This is a genomic window from Peribacillus sp. NPDC060253, assembly GCF_042727425.1.
In the GTDB taxonomy this organism is placed as follows: Bacteria; Bacillota; Bacilli; order Bacillales; family DSM-1321; genus Peribacillus.
Window position 1 is genome coordinate 1 of record NZ_JBHXAS010000050.1, and the last position, 20,635, is coordinate 20,635.

A 20,635-nucleotide genomic window follows, 5' to 3' on the forward strand; every position below is an offset into this window, starting at 1 on the left:
GTTTCACTGCTTGCTTCGTATTTTCTATAATAATTTGCTCATTCTCCATACAGGATACTTTTCATTTTCATCCCTTATCTTTACCATTCCAGATTTCGTATATAACCGAATCGCCCTCTGATTATCCGGAGAAACCCTTAAATGATATTCCGATACAGTAAATTGCCTGAAAAAGTTTTCTGCATAGCGAACCAATTCCTTGCCAAGGCCTTTATTGCGGTATTCGGGAATAAGATAAAATAGATTCACATAGCCAATCTCAGTCCCTTCGTACTCCCGAATTTGAAGTTCCATTTGCCCAATTGGTTTTTGGTCCTTTTCAATGATCACTTGTCCATCCGGAAATTTGCGGACCCTTTCTTTCATTCGAATTAGATAAGTATGTGCATCCCCAAAGCCTTCTTCCGACCCAAAACTTACAACAAAGGAATCCTTCCTGAATGTAACGATGATATCCTTATCTTTGTCGATATCAATGGTACGAAAGATCAACTTCATTCACCTCTATCATTTTAGTGAAATAGTAATTCAATAGGTAAATAACACTTTTTGTGATGAACCCTATATTCGGACTCCTATTGATAAGGCTGATTCAATCACCTTAATTGGGTCCTTTCGTTTTTGTGCCTTGATGAAAAAACATTTGCCAACTGCCATTCGTACATTTCCAGATTGAACTTCTTAAGGTATGTTCCACTTTATCTTCATCAAAAATCCGGTACGTAGTTAACATGGTATCATCAGACAATTGATGCATATCAAATTGACTTAATGTCATTTTCACCGCTCCGGCTCCCTCTTGCCCCATAAAGTCGCTTTTGGACCATATGTTACCCGAACTGCCGAACTCAAAGAAATCATCTTTCAACAATAGTGAAAGTTCTTCTGAAGATGTACGGATTTCAGATTTTAATAATTTCTCCTCCAGCTGATACAAATGCACTTTTAACAACGAAGAATCACTTTCCATTCATCTTGTCCTCCTTCTTCCCTTGAAATTTGACTGCTTTTCAACTTAATTGGAAAATGGTGTATAATTTATACAAAGACTTTCATACGGAGGTGAAAATCATGTTTCATGCTGTCAAAGATTTTTTATCCAGCTCTTTGCTGATTATTAGTTGGTTAATATTTGCGGTCAGCATCATTTTTTTCATCTTTTCGTTTTCAACCTTTTTTGCCATACCTATTTTCTTATTAATATTTTCAACCGGCCTACTTTGTTTCCATATTTCTAAGAAACTGGACTCACGAAGGATTTCAAAGTGTTAAGAAAAATCTCACGAAGGCAAATGCTAGAGTTTCTTACGATTATTCCACATTACTGGCGGTAATTCCTTTTTGACTGCCAGTAATGTGGAATATTTGGTCCCAAACCCATTAACTTCTTCCTATATCGGAATAATTCGACCTACACCCTATTCCTGGCCCTTCATTGAATCCCATAAAAAAAAGGAGCTGCCATTTGCAGCTCCTTCTTCTGTGCATCCGTTTGTTTTCCTATCGTGATAGGGTACCTTGCAGACGATTCGTTTCGGTGATTACTTTTTCTTCATCAATTGTTAAGCAGCCGCCATCTTTTACGACCATTTTGCCATCAATGTATACATCACATACATCATTTCCGCGTGCTGCATAAAGCAGGTGCGAATAGGCTTCACTCAATGGCTGCAGGTGTTCTTTGTTATATGGGTAAATGGTGATGAAATCTGCTTTTTTACCAGCTTCCAGTGATCCTGTATGACCCATGCCTATCGCTTCGGCACCCATTCTCGTGGCCATGGCGAGTGCTGTTTGGGCAGGGAATTTAGTGGCATCCTTATAGATTCCTTTTTGCAGTAATGCAGCTGTCCTCATTTCTTCGAACATATCGAAGTTGTTATTGGAGGCGACGCCATCCGTTGCAACTCCCACTTTAATGCCTGCATCAAGAAGGCTGACGACATCTGCTATTCCAGATCCCAGCTTCAGATTGCTGATTGGATTATGGGCCACGCGAACATCATGCTGTTTTAGTATCGCACGCTCTTCATCATTGAGAACCACTCCATGTGCCATCACGGTTGGCTGATCGAACAGCCCTAGACGGCGAAGGTGCTCGACAGGACGGGATCCGTAACGTTTTTCGATGTCGAGGATTTCAAAGTCAGTTTCCGATACGTGAATGTGAACCATCAAATCATTCTCTTTTGCAATCCGTGCACTTTCCAGAATCGCTTCAGGTGTGCAGGCATAAGGGCTGTGTGGTGCGACCATGGTAGTGAGGCGGCCATCGGCAAACGTTTTATAGTTTTTTGAAAACTGCTCAGCCCCCATGAGATTCGCTTTTTGATCTTTTTCCGTACCCAAGCTGAAGATCGTATAGGAAAAGGCTCCGCGCATTCCTGTTTCGCCTATCGTTTCCATGACAGCACCTGCATCTATTCCATTAGGGTTAAACATATCCGAAAATGTCGTGGTTCCAGATTTCATCATTTCCATGATGCCAAGCTGAGAGCTTACAGAGGCGATTTCCGTTGTAAACTGGCTTTCAATCGGCCATATTTTCGTTTCAAGCCATGGCTTCAGAAGCATATCGTCCCCGATACCGCGTAAAAGGGTCATAACAATATGCGAATGGGCATTCACAAGGCCTGGCATGATCCATTTCCCGCCAAGGTTGACCACTTGATCTGCATCTGCCAATTGTTGTTCATCATGCTGGCCCATGTAGGATATGGTTTGGTCTTTTACAATCATCATACCGTTTTCAAAGATTTGATTTTCCTTGTCCATCGTAAAAAAGGTAGCATTCACATATATTGTTTTCATTAGTATTTCCTCCAAAGTCGTCTCATTGATCAACATGTTCTATTCCGCATTCTAAACTAGCACCATATAGTTAATCAAGTAATTCCATATTATCAGGGGCCATTTCCATTTACCTTAGGAACCTATTGGAAGAGCTCCAAGATGATTGTTTCCTTCAATATATCCGTTCAATCAGCAAACCACCATTACATTTCAGGATGCAAAATCAGTTGTTTAAAAAAAGCTTCCCTCTATTGCTCTCAGGGGTTTCGGTGACAATAATGGCATCTTGCACATCTTGAAGGCTGTAGAAGGAATCCGGCATCATGAATTTCAACTTTTTATCATTAATGAACCCCATCAAAAGGTTAAACGTTTCATGCCAAGTTTGAACGGAAGCCTTCTGATTCCAATGCCGAAGATGAAACATTTCCACATTCACTTTTGTACTTTGGGAAATTTTCGCCCAATTTACAGACTGTCCTGATAAAAGGCCAATCGTTAATAAGATGCCATTAGGCCGAACGCAAAAAGCTAGGTCTGAACCATCGATGCCGCCCACTGAATCAATGGCCGCTTTCGCTCCGCGCCCATTCGTCCATTCCATCACTGTATCATGCAATGATGATTGGGACGTATCGATCACATGTGACGCACCAAGTTTAAGCAGTTCTTCCGTATACTTATTGTTTCTCGTTACAGCAATCAGCTTAAATCCAAGAATCTTGGATAACTGGGTAAAGATACGGCCAATGGAAGATCCGCAAGCATTTACGAGTAATACATCATCCGGTTTCAATGCTAATACTTCTGTACAGATTAACCATGCGGTAATCGGATTTATATATAATTGTGCTGCTATATAATCCTCGATCGAATCGGGAATGACGATGGCCAGCTCCGCAGATGTTTTAACATAATCCTGCCAGGTCCCTTCACCTCGCAAAGGCAGAACGCGCTTGCCTATCAGCTGTTTCGAAACCGATGAACCCACATCTTCTACAATGCCGACCCCCTCATAACCAGGTATGGAAGGCAAGGGAATTCGGTGGGAATATGCACCGCGAATGGGCAGTAAGTCAGACGGGTTAATGGGACGTGTGGTCATCCGAACGAGGACTTCCCCCTCGAAAGGTTTTTGAATAAATTTATTTTCAACTTTTAAAACCTTTTGCGGATTCCCAAACTCATAGAATTTAACACATTTGGCTTCCAAGATAATAAGTCTCCTTTAATGTATAAGTCTATCTATTTTATCATTTAAACTGAACCTGGCCAGTATTCTAAAAAACTTAAAGAGCTGTTAACTCTGGATTTAATGTATTGTGGTTTTCCACATTTTAATCACTTCTAAGTAAGCATTCCGTTTTATTATTATAATCCCTTTTCACCCTCAATTGACCTGCCCTTTCGTTCCATAAAAAAAGGTTGCCGCAGCAACCCAGGTTTTGAAGTAAAACATTCTTTTGTTAAATAAGAACCTAATCATAGCTTTCCTAATATAAAACCCCTATCAGTTTAATCCGGCATTTTAGTAGGAAACCCGGGATATTTCACAACAGGCCATTTCTCCTTGCGTAGTGAATCGAGCAATTCTGACCCAACATTCAAGTTGCTTTGAACTATCTCTTTAGGAGTCAGTGCCATCCACTGGTTTAGAGATACGTCTACAAAGCGATTGCTTTTGAACATTTCTAAAAACCATAACGTTTCGGTACCGGTGTTCTGAATATAGTGCCCAGTAGCAAAGGGTACATATCCGACATCACCTGCTCTATAATCAAATGTACGTGCTGTACCGTTTCCAGTAAATACTGTCATGCGCCCTTGTCCAGTAAGGTAATACTGCCATTCGTCGTTATTGGGATGCCAATGAAGTTCTCTCATTCCACCCGGCTCAATCTCAACGAGTGCTGCTGCGATTGTTTTTGAAATTGGGAAGTTAGAAGAGTCAACAATTCGCACGCTTCCACCAGGGGTTTTGATTGGTGTTTGTTTCAACAGCTCGTGCTTAAAGGTTAAAGGTACTTCTCCGTAAGGTGACTGGACTTCCTGACTTTCCAGTGAACCAGGTACCTTTGCCTGATAGATATAGACCTGATCTGAAGGAATGGAGTTAAAGGCACTCTCTGGAACGCCGAAATTGGCCGACAGAACATCTTTTGGAGTGTGTGCAAACCAATCTGAGATGGATAAGGTGTTAAGATCGGAAAAGTTTCCGTCATCGAAGACGAGCAAAAATTCGCAATGCTCCAACCCGTGAATCGAATGTGGGATTCCTGGGGGAAAGTACCAAAGATCGCCCGGGCCGACGTCGGCAATGAAATTTCGTCCTTCTTGGTCAACCGAGGTTATGCGTGCCCGCCCTAACAGCATATAAGACCACTCTGCTTCTTGATGCCAATGGAGTTCACGTACTCCTCCTGCCGTTAAGCTCATATTTACTCCCGCAAGTGTGGTCGCAATCGGAAGTTCCCTTGCGGTGATCTCCCGTGACCATCCCCCGTGATTTAATGTCATTGAAGTGTCTGAGAATGAGAATCTCAAATTAGGAAGCAAGCCTGCATCTGTGATAGGGGGGACGAGCAAATTTGGGTTTTGAAGATCCCGCATAATATTTCGCGGGCCAGAGTCAATCGCTCCAGCTCCATCACTTCGGATAGGCTGTGGCACATTCCCGTCCATTTGATTAATCGTTCGTTTTTCCATCAAAAAGCACCTCTTTTTGGCATTATAAAGGGATAAGCCTTTATAGTAGTCTTATGATTTGGGCTTCGAATGTATGCCACTGTGCCTATTGTGAAAAAACAAAAGGCATCCTCTTTTGAAGGAATGCCCCCTTTAATGTTGGTTAGAAGAAACTACTTTTAATGATCTTGAGATAAACCAATTGGAATGCAAAGAGGCGTTTGATCAACAGGATTTTCAATAATACAGCATTCCAGTCTGAAAACGTCCTTGATCATATCTTTTGTAAAGACCGTTTCAGGCGGTCCTTCTTTATAGATTTTTCCCTTAACGATGCTAATCAGATGATCGGCATACTGTGCCGCTTGATTCAAATCATGTAGAACCATGACAATCGTGCGCCCATAAGTTACGTTTAAATCGCGCAGTAATTCCAATATTTCAATTTGGTGTGCTAAGTCTAGATAGGTTGTCGGTTCATCTAACAGTAAAAGGTCGGTTTCTTGTACTAAAGCCATCGAAATCCATGCTCTTTGTCTTTGTCCTCCAGATAATGCATCCAATGTCCGATCAGCGAATTCCGTCATTTTTGTCGCTGATAACGCACGTTCGACAATAGCATGATCCTCCGGGGTTTGTCTGGAAAATAAGCCTTTGTGCGGATGTCTGCCATAATAGCATAGCTCTTTTACGGTTATATCTTCAGGAGCTTCCGGAGCTTGGGGTAGGATAGCCAATTTCTTTGCCACTTCCTTGGAAGATTGCTGATGAATAGCTTTTCCATCTAAATAGATCGTGCCTTCTTGAGGTATTAATAATCTAGCTAAAGACCGTAGAATGGTAGATTTGCCACAACCATTGGAACCAATGATTATACTGATCTTACCTTCAGGAATTTCTAAATCGATATTATCAATGATTTGAGTTGATCCATAAGAGAGAGAAAGATGCTCTGCTGATAATGTTGTCATGATCCCCAGCCTTCCTTATGTTATTTTTCGTTCACGACGTAATAGATATAAAAAATATGGTACTCCAATCACCGCAGTGATAATTCCGGCGGGTATTTCTACTGGAGGGAATAATCCTCTACCAAGGCTATCGGCAACGAGTAGAAAGATAGAACCGAAGAGAGCTGAAGCAGGAAGTAAAACCTTAAATTTAGACCCTACCACTCTCCGGGCAATATGGGGGGCAATTAAACCAATAAACCCGATGGAGCCAACTGCAGCTACACATACTCCGATTAAAATGACAGCAACACTTAACAATATATAACGCAGTAATTTTGATCTTTCACCGAGACCTGTAGCTATTTCATCTCCAAGACTCAGTACATCCATTTTAGACGTTAATGCAATTAATAGCGGGACAAGAACAAGACATGGAAGCAAAAAGAATACTTGGTCCCATCCTCTTCCCCATAGACTGCCTGTCAACCAAAGCAGTGTCGTATTTACATCATCCGGGAACTTGACCATGAAATACTCTATGCCCGCTTGACATATTGCCCCTAAAGCAATTCCCACCAAAGCTATTGTATTTGGTTGAGCTCCTTTTTTATAAACGAATATCATCAAAATTGCAGCCATGACCGCCGCTCCGATGAAAGCTGAAAGGGGCAGAATGATAATGGGCGATTGTGGAAACAAAACGATCACAATTACAGCTGCCAATCCCGCCCCTTTTGTTACCCCAATCACATCGGGAGAAGCCAATGGATTTCGAAGGACTCCTTGCAAAATAGCTCCAGCCGTTGCCAATCCGGCTCCCACTATCACAGCAATTACAATCCGTGGTATACGATAGTTGTGCAGAATAAATGTCTGACCTTGTATGCCATTACCAAGGAAATTTTCGATGATTTCTAAAGGTGAGATATAAATGGCGCCTAACCCCAGGCTCACCATTGATAAAATTAGCATAGTTATTGTCAGCATCAGGAGTATAGCATAAGGGTGTAAAGTTGATTTCGACCCAAATGTCCGTTTTAGTTTCATTGCTTAATATTCCTCCCTCTCTTCGCTAAATAAAGGAAGAATGGCGCACCGATAATAGCTGTTACGATTCCTACTGGCGACTCAAAAGGATAAGCGATAAACCGGGCGAGAATATCGGCGTAAACTAAGAGTAAAGCGCCGAATAATGCAGAAAAAGGGATGATTCTTCGATAATCCCCGCCCACCAGTCTCCTGACGATATGAGGAACGATCAATCCAACAAAGCCCACTGGGCCAGCGACGGCAACCGAAGATCCTGCCAAAATGATCACCAATATTCCTGCTAAAATACGGATTCGATACACCCGTTGCCCAAGTCCTTGCGCCATGTTTTCTCCTAATACAAGGATGGAAACAGATCGAGAGAACAAGGCAGCAACAATTAGCCCAAAAAGAGACCAAGGAAGAATCATGTTAACATGCGTCCAGGTTTTCCCATTAATAGACCCGACTAACCAATAGAGCACATCTTTCGCTTGTTCATTAAAGATAATCATGCCTTGCGTTAAAGAAGATAAAAAAAAGTGAACAGCCATTCCAGCCAATGCCAGCTTTACTTGTGTCATTCCTCCTCCCGAAGCAAAAGAATAGACTGCCATCCCTCCGACTGCTGCACCAACAAATGCAAGGCAAACAAGAGAAACGGAAGATAGGTTAGGAAAGAAAACAAAAGCGGACACAATAAAAAATGAGGCACCGGCATTAACACCAAATACTTGTGGAGAAGCTAATGAATTCCGGGTAATAGCCTGCATGAGAGCGCCTGCCACCGCTAAATTAGCACCGACTAATGCTCCAACTAAAGCTCTAGGTAATCGAAGAGTCCTTATAATAGTCTGTTCTTTGGACGAGTCCACCTCAAAAAAGGACTTCATAACCATTGATACATCTATATCGGCCGCTCCCACAGAAATACTTGTTATGACTCCTAAAATCAACAAAACCAACCCAGCTATAGCTGTACAATGCACTCTCATTTTACTTCTAACTACAGTTTCCATTGACTCTACAACACACTTCCTAACAAAATTTATAATGGAAAGAGAAGTAAGAATTAGATCTCTTACTTCTCTTTTGTTTCTTTATTCTTCACCAAGCATTTTTAACGTATCTTTAGCAATGGCCTCTGCGGATACAACACCACGGTATCTCGTCCATAAGTCACGATCAACACTATAAACTTGTCCGTTTTTTACAGCCTTTAGGTCTTTCCAAAGAGGATTGTCTTTCCACTCATCAGTAAGTAACTTACCCTCATTGTTCGCCAAAAGCAGCACATCTGGATCAATCTCGACAAGCTGCTCCAGATTCATTTCAGCATGTGGCTGTCCCTGCTGAATCGCATTTTTCAATCCCATACGTTCAAGCAATTCTCCATCATATGAAGAAGAAGTATGGGCTTGGAACGAAGTATCCCGTACGACTGCAGGCAAAACCGTCATATTTGAATCGACAGTAAGTTGTGCTTTAAGTTCCTTAATCGTTTTTTCATGCTCGCTTAATCTTTTTTCAGCAGCCTCTTCCTGATTGACTGCCTTTGCAATCGTTTTAAAAGAATCCAAGTTTTCTTGATAGGTAGATTCACGACTTTTCAAGATAACGGTAGGAGCAATCTGCTGTAAATCCTTATAAATACCTTTATGACGCTCAGCATCTGCAATGATTAAATCAGGCTGTAAAGAACTGATGACTTCTAAATTAGGCTGTTCACGCGTTCCTACAGAAGTATAATCCATTTCGTGACCTACAAGTTTTGTAATCATCTCTTTTTTGTTGTCATCTGAAATTCCAATAGGTTTCAGTCCTAGAGCATTTAAAGAATCAACGAAAGATAACTCAAGGGTAACTATTTTTTTAGGAGTATTTTTAATTTCCGTTTCTCCCATTTCATGCTTAATCGTTCTTATTTCTTGATTCTTTGTTTCGGCAGATGTCTTCTCTGCTTCTTTAGTTTGAGAGGTATTACATCCTGATAACACCATCATAATCGTGAATAACAGGATTAATATTCCTCCCCCAAATGTTCTTACTTTTTTAGATTTCTGCATTTTTTGCACCCTTTCTCATCTATACCTATGTAATATTTCTTATTCAACAAGTGAATCATAATTGAAAATGATTATCATTATCCTGCTGTTATGATAAAGTCATAGATTGATACCGTCAATATTAATAAGATTTTGTGAATAAAAATCATTATGTCCATTAAGACATCCTATATATTTTTAATTATTCACATCATCGGCTTTCTCGATTTGACGCCTATCTGATCGATGTAAACTTTAAAACAGTAAAAAAAGAGATAGTCATTTATGACTATCTCTCAGACTATAGACTACTCGAAATTGAGTTTGCCCTCCAGTTTTTTGGATGTTTAAAATTGAACGACCACTCCAGGCACTCGCTTACGGAGTAGCTAATATTCAGGTTGTGTTAGCTATTTGATTCTTTTTGCAATAGAACCTTGTGCTCTACTGTTGTGGTGTCCAAAACATCATTATCTTTATGAGTATTAGTAATGTTTTTTGTCATCACACTGACAACCACTAAAACTACGATATTAACAAAGAGGGCGATAATTCCTTCATTCAAGTCTTTAATTGCTTGAGGAAGATAAGGAAACAGTTGACCAATTTTTATGTTCCCTAGTTCCATAAAAGAGACTAGCCCTCCCCCAGTTATTATCCCAGCAAATGCTCCATGTTTGGTTACAAAGTTTCTTCTCATCAAACTGGCGAAAAAGGCAGGTGCTAGTTGTGTGATAAAATTATAGGCGATTAGAGCAAGACCAAAGAGAGTATTTCCACCTTTAAAGGTCAAGTAAATCCCTACGAGAGAAATAAGGGGAACCAAGTATTTGACCAGTTTGGCAATCTGACTTTCCGTTGCCGATGGAGTGAATACGCTATATACATTTTTTGCAAGCAATGTTGATATGGACATCAGCAGCATGGAACTTGGTACTAAAGCGGCTAACACGCCAGTGCCACCAATTAAGCCTACAAACCATGGATCAAAATCCTGTTTAGAAAGCTGCAGCAAGATAAGATCGGCTTCGCTGCCTTTTAATCCAGGCGTCTGTAAGATAGCTGCAAATCCGACAAAAAAGGCAAACAACAAAATCAATTGGTACATCGGCATTAGGATCGCATTTTTTCTTAGAGCTTTTTCGCTAGAAGCAGCATAAATAGGAGAAAACCCATGCGGCCACATATAAAATCCAATAGAGCTTAATATAACGGTCGATATATACCATGAAACACTCATTCCTTGATTCGGAAGTATGGTATAGTTCGGCTTTGCATTTTCAATGGCCTCATACATAGGCTGAAGACCGCCATAATAATGAAGAGGGAAATAAACTCCTAAAAATACGACAATGCCGAGAATCAGAATATCCTTCAAAATAGCTGTCCTGGCAGAACCGTGAATACCGGAAACCATTACAAAAATGGTTACACCAATTGCTCCTACCCAAATGGCAGCTGTAGAAGAAATGGCCCCATAGGATGTTGCAGAAACGATATACCCTAGCCCCTTCAATTGCAGGACTAAGTAGCAAGTACAGGCTATAACACCTATTACAGCGACAAGCACACCAAGATAAGGACTTTGATATTTTTTTACAAAAAAATCTGATTGGGAAACTAATTGGTGTTTCTTTGCATACCTCCAGATAGCAGGAAATGTCCAGTAGGAGATGACTGTAGCCAGACAGCCGTATGATACGATACTAAAGATTGATCCTCCTTCCCCATAAGCCGATCCACTTGCACCTAAAAAGGTAAAGGTCGTATACATTTCACCTGCGGACAAGAGGAAAATCAAAAGGGCTCCCATTCCGCGTCCCCCAACTGACCATTGTTCTAAGGTCATTTCTTTCCCTTTTTTAGCCTGGATACCAATCAAAACAGAAATGATGAAAAAAAACAGGATGAATAACACGGCAATATTCATCTAGGATCTCCCTTCTGATTAGCAGGATCGAGTAGATAGATAGTCCCCATAATACCTGTTGTCAGTACAGACCAGAGTACAATCCAAAAGTGAAAAAATGGCATTCCTAGAACATAGGGAGTCACTTTATTTGTAAACAAAGCGCCTACAATAAAGCCAAGAAAAGGGATAATTCCGAGCCAATATATTTTTTTCATACTCATAACCCCCTAGTATGTTAGATTTAACATTTTAATAGTCCCGTGAACAAATAACTTTACCCCATATTGTAATGCCTGTTCATCAACAGTAAATTGGGGATGATGGTGAGGATATATAATCCCTTTTTCTTCATTACGAGCTCCGATTACAATATAAGATCCCGGAACTACTTTTTGAAAAGCAGAGAAATCTTCACTTCCCATAATCGGCTTTAAAATCTCCCGACTCTCTTCACCAAATACTTCACAGACGGTTTCGTCCATCAACCGGGTAACTTCTTCATCATTAATGGTCGGAGCATAACCGAACTGATAATCGAATTCATAAGTCGCTCCATGCGCTTCCGTAATTCCTTTTAATATGCGTTCGATAAAGGTTGGAATCTTTTCCCTCAGTTCCGGATTAAAGCTGCGAACGGAGCCACCAATGCTTACCTTACTCGGAATAACATTAATCGCACTTCCCGCATGGAACTGAGTCACTGAAATCACAAGTGCTTCTTGAGCATCTCGATACCTCGATACAATGTGTTGGAGATTTGATACAACCTGAGTTCCAATTGCAATGGGATCAACGGTAAGTTCAGGCTGTGAGGCGTGCCCCCCCTTACCCACCACGGTAATTGCAAAAGTATCAGCTCCTGCCATCGTTGGACCGTAACTCAAACCAATTTTCCCTAAAGGAAGTGTCGACAAGAGATGGGTGCCAATGATCCTATCCACTCCATCAAGCACACCGGCTTTCACCATCTCTTGGGCTCCACCAGGCGGCAGTTCCTCGGCATGTTGAAATAAAAAGCGCACCTCCCCTTTAATATGATCCTTTAACTGTGTTAGAATCTTTGCCGCACCAAGCAGCATCGCCGTATGCCCGTCATGTCCGCACGCATGCATCACGCCTGAATTCTTTGACACAAAGTCATAATCATTCTCTTCTTCAATTGGAAGCGCATCCATATCTGCCCGCAGTGCAATAATCTTCCCAGGATGCCGGCCAATCAAACGAGCCATAATACTTGTTTTTGTCGGACGTGAAATTTCCAAATCACCAAAAGTTTGTAGTGTTTCATAAACAAATTGCGCTGTTTTTACTTCTTCAAAAGAAAGCTCCGGATACATATGTAAATACCTTCGCCATCCAATCACTTCATCTTTCACAGCCTCGATTAAATCATCAATCATTATCGTTTGAGACACCCAATACATCCCCTTTTCATCCAATTTACATGGCAATTTTTATTTTCGGTTAGTTTAAGGAATAAATTCCTTAAATAGAGTATAATATCCCGCGATCTGTATTTCAATGTTTTTTGAAAATTCTAAACTATTTTATCTGATTACTAGATTTAATGGTGGAAGTTCTCCTTTTAACGCTTTAACATGCAAAATAAAAAAGCACCCAATTTTGGGTGCTTATAATAATCGATAAATTTTACTCGGCCTTCCACGTGTGGCTTGAGCCTCTTCACCAACGCATTGTGCCAAATCAACTTCGCACATATCCGCAACAATGCGCCGTACATTACGCTCTGTCATCTCAAGATGTATCGCTAAGTCCTTTGTTGTAAAATTACCCCAGCCCATTCTTTGTACAACGGCTGATATCTTCTTATACGTTTTTACACTGATATTCCCCTTTTTTAACTTTTCGATAAGGAGTTCATTGTGGGACCGGGTCGCATATTGTAATTCTATCTTTTTGCCTGGTGATTCAATAATTTTTCCATCATCTTGAATAATCACAATTTTACGCTTCTTCATCTCTTTTGAATGTTGAATAGCCCTAAAAGCATTGATTTCCGCCGAATAGGCAGTTTCGCCGAAGCCAATTCCAACGGCAACGGTTGTATCTGCTTCAAATGCCAATTTTTGAATGGTATCTTCGAGCGTAATAATTTCCCGTTCAATTGCGCCGCGAGAACTAAAAATCATGTATCTTCCATTCCCTTTCTCTGAAAAGGAACCATTTATTTTCTCACCAAGTTGAATTAACATTTCTTTTAGCCGAAGCTCCAAGTACTGTAAATGATAAGGAGTTTTCATTTCCTCTGCCACTCTGTTAAAATATTCAACTTCAATGATTTCAACACCAATTTGTGTGTCTTTAAAGTAGGAAGTCTTTACTTTTTCAGAAAGAATCCGAAGCGTTTGCCGGATTTCCATCTTACTCATCGACATCCGGTAGGCTGGAATTCCACGCTCCCTTAAAGCTTCACACACGGACGGAAAACAAGATAAAGCCCCTTCTGTCCTTCCCTTATTCCATAAATCCAAGTGAAAATGAAACAATTCATCAGTATCGACATCTGACTCAAACACTGTCGTATAGATCTTTGGGATTTTTATATTCAACTGTGACAAAGCTTCTTCACTAATATTATTTGAGGACATGGTATCAATACTTAGCTGCTCAATAATTTTCCCTTGTTCGTAGACCATCTCTAAAAAAGATTTATAAAAACCTGATTCCGTAGCAGGAACATATACCATTATTTTTTCTGTACCTAGTGTTTTTTTTGCATTTTCATAGGGAAGTGGACCGGAAAAAAGCCATGCATGTACGTAAGATTTATGTTCTTTTACAATATTCTCTACCTCTTCGATCTTTTCGTAGGGCAAAGAGATGAATTCCAATTCATGTTTATATTCTTCTGCCAAGTCTAAAATCTGTTCTACAGAAGTTTTTAGACCGACTAGTCCGATTTTATACATCCTGTATTCGACTTCCTTTATCCTCAGTAATATAATCATTGTTCTAGTAAATATCCTGGTTTAATGTAAGTCATGTTATCGAAAACTCTAATTTTTTCTGCTGTTATTCAATAAGTACATCATTATATCTTTAGAATTAATGGGTTCTGTTTACCTTCTGTACTATTTTATCATGTGACATGAAGGAAAAATACGTTGTATACGTTATTCATGTTAGGTTTACATGCCAGCTTTGTTATACATCTTAGATAATCATCCTTTACTTTTGTGTTTTGACCTTAATACAAGCTCATAAACTAACCAGTAATTAAGTGGGATAATTACAATAGAAATAAATCCATACTTAATTGGAACAGATTTTTAAATTAAAAACATTATAATTGCAAACACAATATACGCGATGTAAAGCAATAAAAAACCACCTCTTTAGGTGGTTTTCAGACTGTAGACAATTTGAACGTTGATTTCCACTCCAGGCACTCGCTTTCCGCGGGCGGTCCGCCCTCGGCTTACGCCTGCGGGGTCTCCCGTAGACGCGCTTTTCCCGCTGGAGTCTCGTACACCCGTTCCAATCAACTTTGTTTTAACTTTTAGATAGAACCCTTTTGCCTAGAGTCTTTTTTGTTTTAAAATAGAAGTATTAAAACTTGAGGTGATGTGGATGCTTTCTAAACATGATTCTATTCAGCGAGATCAACTTGAAGTGATTACTTTAGATCAATTGGTGCCAGCAAATCATTTGGTTCGTATAATGGAGGCTGCCATTAATTTAAAGAAGATGGCCAATTGGACTTGGCAAGGTCCAAAAATGGTCTAAAATAGAGGGCTCGAAGAGCCCAAATCTCTCAACCTTTGGCGAAAATTCGTAGGAAATTTCAAAAGGGGTTCGGAATTTTCAATTCCGAACCCCTTTTGTCTACAAACTGAAACCACCTCTTTAGATGGTTTTCATTAGATACCTATACAAACCTTTGTTTCTTGTTTCGTCCCTGATTTTTTTATTGATCAATGAAACTTTTTCTTCAAAAAACGATACAGACCATCTTCTCTATAGGAATACTCCGTCACTTCATCGGCTTGTTCTTTAACCAGGTCTGTGGCGTTTTTCATGGCAATGCAGCGCCCAGCTAGTTTAAATAGCGGAAGGTCATTTTCCCCATCGCCTATAGCTAGAATATTTTCAGGTTCCAACTGGAAATGCTTCAGTAATATTTGAACGCCTGTTGCTTTTGAAACTCCCTCCACGGTTACCTCCACATTGTGATGGGTGGAGGATGCTGTAGTAAAGGCGATGGTCTGCTTGATTTCCTCCAGATCCTCTTTCCATTTCCCTATCGTGTTCATTTCATTGCTAAAGAAGTAAATTTTGGAGACGCTGTTGATATTCAATCGTTCTGCCCATTTTATTTTATCTTCCATGGCATCCTGTCTTGATAGCCATTCATTTTCTTCAACTGTCTCAGGCTTGGGCACCATGCCTTGTTTAACCATATAGTCTTTATCTTTAAGTAAGGCGATCCGTAAACCATCGTTCGGATGAACTTCGTAATACATCTCTTCCGCTTCTGCTTTGGCGACCAAGCGTTCCACAAGTTCAGGCGGCAGGGCGTGTTCGACAATCTGCTTCCTTCCGATGAATGCAGACATTCCATTCGCAGTCACCATTCCATCAACTTCCAAGCCAGATGGCAAAACGTCCCTCACTTCTTCTAACGTTCTCCCTGTTGCAATGAAAACCAGTTTTCCGCTTTCCCTAAGCTCGCCTATGTATTGTTCTAGCGTCTCATTCACCGTATTCATTTCGTTCAATGTCGTGCCATCCAGATCCAACACAATTGCCTTATTAGTCATGCAAGCCACCTCAAAGTTTCGAATGATGCAAATGCCAACAGCCCATTATCTAAAAAGATCTTAGGCTGCTGGTTTCATTCATTTATTTTCCTTCATGTATAATATCACTATAACAGTTTAGGATAATCCTAAAAGTTTCATTACACTTAAAATGAAGAGACCGACAACACCGAAGTCCGAATCACCAAACGTGGTGCCTTCAAATCCTACATCTCCCAGGAAAACGAGGAGTATCGCAGGCAGGAAACTAATGATGATTCCATTGGCAAATGACCCAAGCATCGCTCCTCGTCTGCCTCCTGTGGCATTTCCAAATACACCGGCTGCCGCTCCAGTGAAGAAATGCGGTACAAGCCCCGGAACGATGACTTTCAATCCAATTGCCGGTAGAAGGAACATGGATAATAGTCCAGCCAAGAAACTGAATAGGAACCCGATGATCACGGCGTTTGGAGCGAATGGAAAGATGGTCGGACAGTCCAATGCAGGTTTTGTATTCGGCGCCACTTTATCGGCAATTCCTTTGAATGCAGGGACGATTTCAGCAATTAACATCCGTACCCCCGCAAGGATGATGTAGACCCCTGCCGCAAATGTTATCGCCTGGATGAAAGAAAATACGATGAAGTTCGAGCCGCCGGATAATTCCGTTTCAATATAGTTCTGTCCGGCAAACAAGGCGACGATCACGAAGAACATGGTCATCGTAAGCGATACAGCGACAGATGTGTCCCTCAAGAATCCCAAGGATTTAGGAACTTTAATCTGCTCCGTTGTCTTTTCCTTATTTCCGAACCATTTTCCAACAGTCGCGGAGACAAAATATCCAATTGAACCGAAGTGGCCGATGGCAAAATCATCGCTTCCAGTAATCTTCCGTACGTATGGTTGAAGGAGGGCCGGGAACAACACCATGCATAACCCCAATAGTATGGAACCAACCAAGATAAGCGGAGCCCCGTTAAGCCCGCCGACCGATAGGGTGACTGCAAGTAGGCAAGCCATGAATAAGGTATGGTGCCCCGTTAGGAATATATATTTAAATGGCGTGAAACGAGCCAGCAAAACATTGACAACCATACCAAAAACCATAATAAGTGCAGTCGAAGTTCCAAAATCACTTTGTGCAGCCGCGACAATGGCTTCGTTATTCGGAATGACTCCTTGAACATTGAATGCATGATCGAACATTTGACTGAATATATCAAGGGCGCCAATAAGCACTGCCGCTCCCGCTCCAATGATAATGAAGCCCATAACGGTTTTTAGCGTTCCAGATACAACATCGGCTGCTGTTTTCCGCTGTAACAGCAACCCAATGAGAGCAAACAGCCCTACTAGTATGGAAGGTGTACCCAAGATGTCATTCATGATAAGTTCCAGCATTGCCTCTCCCCCTCTTCTTTATGTTTTTTTATTTTTATAAATGTGATGATAATTTCGATGTGATTTCAGGAATGCTCATCATGTTTTCCAGCGTGACGATCGTTCTGGTTCCATCATCAAGCTGTCCGACAATATCTGCTGCACCTAGGAAAATATCCGCTTGAACCGTTTTTGCGGATGTAAGATCCGTATGATCCACCTCTGCCGTTTTCCCCATTTCCGTCAATGCTTTCTTCACATTCATCTCCATGATGAAGCTGCTGCCCAATCCGTTCCCGCATACTACCATGATTTTCTTCATATTAATCTCTCCTTTTTTTATCCTACATGTTTTTCTAATTTAGATTTGATTTCAGGGATGCTCATCATGTTTTCCAACGTTACGATCGTTCTGGTTCCATCGTCAAGCTGACCGACAATATCCGCTGCACCTAGGAAAATATCCGCCTGAACCGTTTTTGCGGATGTAAGATCCGTATGATCCACCTCAGCCGTTTTTTCCATTTCCGTCAATGCTTTCTTCACATTCATCTCCATGATGAAACTGCTGCCCAATCCGTTCCCGCATACTACCATGATTTTCATTCCGCTTCCTCCTTCGAATATTTATGGACGTACTCCATAAGGATTGATTTATCCGACGTGCATAACATTTCTTCGATATTTGCTGGTTCATTCAATAATTGCGTTAGCTGGATCAATGCCCGCAGATGCGAATCGTTATCTACGGCGGCCAAAATGATGATCAGGCGTACCGGTTTATTTGGCGCAAAGTCCACGGCTTCATCCAACTTCAGTAAACTCATGGATAAAGACCTGACCCCCTGCTCCGGACGTGCATGGGGAATCGCCACTCCAGGCGTGATGACCACATATGGACCATTCGTTTCTATGGCCTCGATCATCGCATCCACATATCGTTCTTCGACCGTTCCTAAATCCACGAGAGGCTTGGCCGCAACTTGAATGCCTTCTTTCCAATCAGAAACACGCGGCTGTAATTGTATCGTTTGCATATTGAGCAGTTCTTCTAACACAGGCTTCTCTGCCTCCTTTAAAGAAAATTGGGTTACTTTTGGCGTATGATTATACATATTCGACTGCAATGCTTTTTCGAGCTGATCCAGTTCATGGATGGTTGCATACTTGGAAATGATTTTCACTAATGCGGCAACATCTGCACTTTCCGTCGTATATCCATACAATTCCTGCATGACTTGCTGGCGCAATGTATGTTTATCCTGCATTTCCAAAATGGGCGGTACAACGAATAAAGCTGCATTTGTTCTCATATGCACCGTTGAAAAAACGAGATCGTACGAAAGTGTGTATTCTGCCGCGTTTCGAACGGACAGGACATCGAGGAACAAAATATCCGGAAATAACTCCCTCAATGTATAGATGAGGATATTACTGATGCCAATCCCATTCGGACATACGACAATCGCCCTTTTTCTATCATCCAATGTGGTACCTTGCCTGCGCAGCCATCCCCCAAAATAGATCGTGAAGTAGGCCACTTCCTCTTCCGATACCGGACAGCCAATCTCTTTCTCTAACACCCACAGCGATTTTTTAGTCAAATGATGCAGTTCGGGATAGACCTTCTGCACCCGTCCCGTCATCGGATTCATCTGCGGGAGTCCATAGCGCAGTCGATGATATGCCGGTTTAAAATGAACATATAATTGTTGGCATAGCTGTTCTTTGTCCTGCAAGTGAACAAATGCCAGCCGCTCAAACTCTTCCACGATTTCCTGCAAAAGGTGTTGAATCACTTCATCATCCTTAAGAGGGGAAATGTCCCTCGTTCGATTCATGCTCAGTAAATGTAAGGTTGCGTATAAGTTTTCCGTTTCGCTCCAAACAGATTGAAAGGCATCCGTTTTGGTCATTTCCTCAACCATCTTGTATTCTTCCGTTGCAACAAACGGGGCCCAGCTCTGGTCGGCTTGTAACTCTTCCCCTTTTCCTATGAGCTGATCTGTACTTAAAAATAAATAACTCAGTTCATGCAGCCGTTCATCCGTAAAGGTGATGCCCAATTTACGCTCGATCCTTTCAAGCTGTAATCGGATCGAGCTGATTTCATTTTCATGATTTCCCCATATGCACTCCATGATCAATTCACTATTGGGACTGTTCAGTACATCATGTACGAGACGTTCGATGATATATCTCTTAACTCGACTTTCCCCCATTACCACATAGCCATCTTGTTTGGAATACTGGATTTTGAGCGCTATGTCCCTGTTTTTCTCTTTAAGCCTTTTCAAATCCTTCAACACAGTATTTCGTGAAAGTCCGGTGATCGTTTGGAAATGATAGACGGACAATTCTTCCCGGCTTAACAGGATCATGAGGTAAAAAACTTTTTCCCTATCTGTCTCTGAAAATATATAATTGCGTTTTGTCAGTTTTACATTCAATTCTTCATCCCTGATTGTTTCAGAAAAGGAGTAGCCCCTTTCACGATTATATTGAATCGGTTGATATCCATGAAATTCGAGCCAGTCATTCGCTTTGCTCAGACCATATTGTATTTGCCTTCTCGTCAGACCTGTTTGGGCTTCAAGTTCCTTCATTTTCGAAATGGGGGAATGCTGTAATAGTTTTAGTAAATTGGCGCTTCTTTCATCTAAAAACATTCTCAATCCCTCTCCCTGCTTCTACGATATCTCACTTCTTATTATAAATGTAGCATTTCTAAGTCCGAATGTTGTCATAGGTACTGCACAATAATATACTCTTCAAACATTTGTGCACAATACGGCATCCTTGCTTAAAAAATTTTCGTTCGTTCATGTCATTACCATTGAAGAAAAATGACCGAATTAAAAACAGGCAGACTTCAACAGACTAATTAGAAGAGGATACTGGAATGCATAATCACGTGGAACTATAGTCTACTTTGTATATAACAAATTTTAGTTGGGAGGCGGAGTGAGTTCATGAGACTAAGCGTAAAAAAGAGGTTCGGGGTGAAGCTAGAGGGTGAAAACAATGGAGATGTTCATAAAAAAATAAGAGGGGACAAATGTCCCCTCCCTT

Annotated in this window: 19 protein-coding genes; 1 reads left to right on the plus strand and 18 read right to left on the minus strand. The window is 41.0% G+C overall.

Annotation, left to right across the window (positions count from 1 at the left end; translation table 11 throughout):
- Nucleotides 1-24: 24 nt before the first annotated feature.
- From ACFWE9_RS14330 to ACFWE9_RS14390, 13 genes are all read right to left on the minus strand, one after another.
- Entirely contained in the window at nt 25-492 is a 468-nt protein-coding gene (locus tag ACFWE9_RS14330; protein ID WP_230162466.1) for a GNAT family N-acetyltransferase, read from the minus strand.
- 109 nt (nt 493-601) lie between these two features.
- Nucleotides 602-970, minus strand: a complete 369-nt coding sequence (locus ACFWE9_RS14335; RefSeq protein WP_377357338.1) for a nuclear transport factor 2 family protein — start codon at nt 968-970, stop codon at nt 602-604.
- 530 nt (nt 971-1,500) lie between these two features.
- A complete protein-coding gene (locus ACFWE9_RS14340) occupies nt 1,501-2,811 on the minus strand; it encodes an amidohydrolase family protein (RefSeq protein WP_230160626.1) in 1,311 nt (436 codons plus the stop codon).
- 205 nt (nt 2,812-3,016) lie between these two features.
- Nucleotides 3,017-4,006, minus strand: coding sequence for a zinc-dependent alcohol dehydrogenase family protein (locus ACFWE9_RS14345; protein ID WP_377357340.1), 990 nt, complete (start codon nt 4,004-4,006; stop codon nt 3,017-3,019).
- A 302-nt stretch (nt 4,007-4,308) separates the two neighbouring features.
- On the minus strand, nt 4,309-5,499 hold the full coding sequence (locus ACFWE9_RS14350) for an oxalate decarboxylase family bicupin (protein ID WP_377357342.1): 1,191 nt from the start codon (nt 5,497-5,499) through the stop codon (nt 4,309-4,311).
- A gap of 158 nt (nt 5,500-5,657) precedes the next feature.
- Nucleotides 5,658-6,449, minus strand: coding sequence for an ABC transporter ATP-binding protein (locus ACFWE9_RS14355; protein WP_377357344.1), 792 nt, complete (start codon nt 6,447-6,449; stop codon nt 5,658-5,660).
- A gap of 15 nt (nt 6,450-6,464) precedes the next feature.
- Nucleotides 6,465-7,478, minus strand: a complete 1,014-nt coding sequence (locus tag ACFWE9_RS14360) for a FecCD family ABC transporter permease (RefSeq protein ID WP_230160634.1) — start codon at nt 7,476-7,478, stop codon at nt 6,465-6,467.
- Nucleotides 7,475-8,479, minus strand: coding sequence for a FecCD family ABC transporter permease (locus tag ACFWE9_RS14365; RefSeq protein WP_377357346.1), 1,005 nt, complete (start codon nt 8,477-8,479; stop codon nt 7,475-7,477). Before ACFWE9_RS14365 ends, ACFWE9_RS14360 begins: the two co-directional genes overlap by 4 nt.
- Before the next feature lie 81 nt (nt 8,480-8,560).
- On the minus strand, nt 8,561-9,526 hold the full coding sequence (locus tag ACFWE9_RS14370; protein ID WP_377357348.1) for an ABC transporter substrate-binding protein: 966 nt from the start codon (nt 9,524-9,526) through the stop codon (nt 8,561-8,563).
- 385 nt (nt 9,527-9,911) lie between these two features.
- Nucleotides 9,912-11,435 (minus strand): sodium:solute symporter family protein, encoded by a 1,524-nt coding sequence (locus tag ACFWE9_RS14375; RefSeq protein WP_230160638.1) that lies wholly within the window; start codon nt 11,433-11,435, stop codon nt 9,912-9,914.
- Nucleotides 11,432-11,632 (minus strand): DUF3311 domain-containing protein, encoded by a 201-nt coding sequence (locus ACFWE9_RS14380; RefSeq protein WP_230160640.1) that lies wholly within the window; start codon nt 11,630-11,632, stop codon nt 11,432-11,434. Before ACFWE9_RS14380 ends, ACFWE9_RS14375 begins: the two co-directional genes overlap by 4 nt.
- A 12-nt stretch (nt 11,633-11,644) precedes the next feature.
- On the minus strand, nt 11,645-12,817 hold the full coding sequence (locus ACFWE9_RS14385) for a M20 family metallopeptidase (RefSeq protein ID WP_377357366.1): 1,173 nt from the start codon (nt 12,815-12,817) through the stop codon (nt 11,645-11,647).
- A gap of 231 nt (nt 12,818-13,048) precedes the next feature.
- Entirely contained in the window at nt 13,049-14,347 is a 1,299-nt protein-coding gene (locus ACFWE9_RS14390; RefSeq protein WP_230160642.1) for a helix-turn-helix domain-containing protein, read from the minus strand.
- 661 nt (nt 14,348-15,008) lie between these two features.
- Between ACFWE9_RS14390 and ACFWE9_RS14395 the strand changes: the two genes are divergently transcribed.
- Entirely contained in the window at nt 15,009-15,164 is a 156-nt protein-coding gene (locus tag ACFWE9_RS14395; RefSeq protein ID WP_377357350.1) for a hypothetical protein, read from the plus strand.
- Nucleotides 15,165-15,352: 188 nt separating this feature from the next.
- Here ACFWE9_RS14395 and ACFWE9_RS14400 read toward each other — a convergent pair whose 3' ends face one another.
- From ACFWE9_RS14400 to ACFWE9_RS14420, 5 genes are all read right to left on the minus strand, one after another.
- Nucleotides 15,353-16,198 (minus strand): HAD family hydrolase, encoded by an 846-nt coding sequence (locus ACFWE9_RS14400; RefSeq protein ID WP_230160644.1) that lies wholly within the window; start codon nt 16,196-16,198, stop codon nt 15,353-15,355.
- 117 nt (nt 16,199-16,315) lie between these two features.
- Nucleotides 16,316-17,584 carry a PTS ascorbate transporter subunit IIC gene (locus ACFWE9_RS14405; RefSeq protein WP_230160646.1) on the minus strand — a complete coding sequence of 423 codons (1,269 nt, stop codon included), beginning with the start codon at nt 17,582-17,584 and terminating at the stop codon, nt 16,316-16,318.
- A gap of 34 nt (nt 17,585-17,618) precedes the next feature.
- Nucleotides 17,619-17,885: a PTS sugar transporter subunit IIB gene (locus ACFWE9_RS14410; protein WP_230160648.1), complete on the minus strand. Its 267-nt coding sequence runs from the start codon at nt 17,883-17,885 to the stop codon at nt 17,619-17,621.
- A gap of 17 nt (nt 17,886-17,902) precedes the next feature.
- Nucleotides 17,903-18,169: a PTS sugar transporter subunit IIB gene (locus ACFWE9_RS14415; RefSeq protein WP_230160650.1), complete on the minus strand. Its 267-nt coding sequence runs from the start codon at nt 18,167-18,169 to the stop codon at nt 17,903-17,905.
- Nucleotides 18,166-20,232 (minus strand): BglG family transcription antiterminator, encoded by a 2,067-nt coding sequence (locus tag ACFWE9_RS14420; protein ID WP_377357351.1) that lies wholly within the window; start codon nt 20,230-20,232, stop codon nt 18,166-18,168. Before ACFWE9_RS14420 ends, ACFWE9_RS14415 begins: the two co-directional genes overlap by 4 nt.
- Nucleotides 20,233-20,635: the final 403 nt, after the last annotated feature.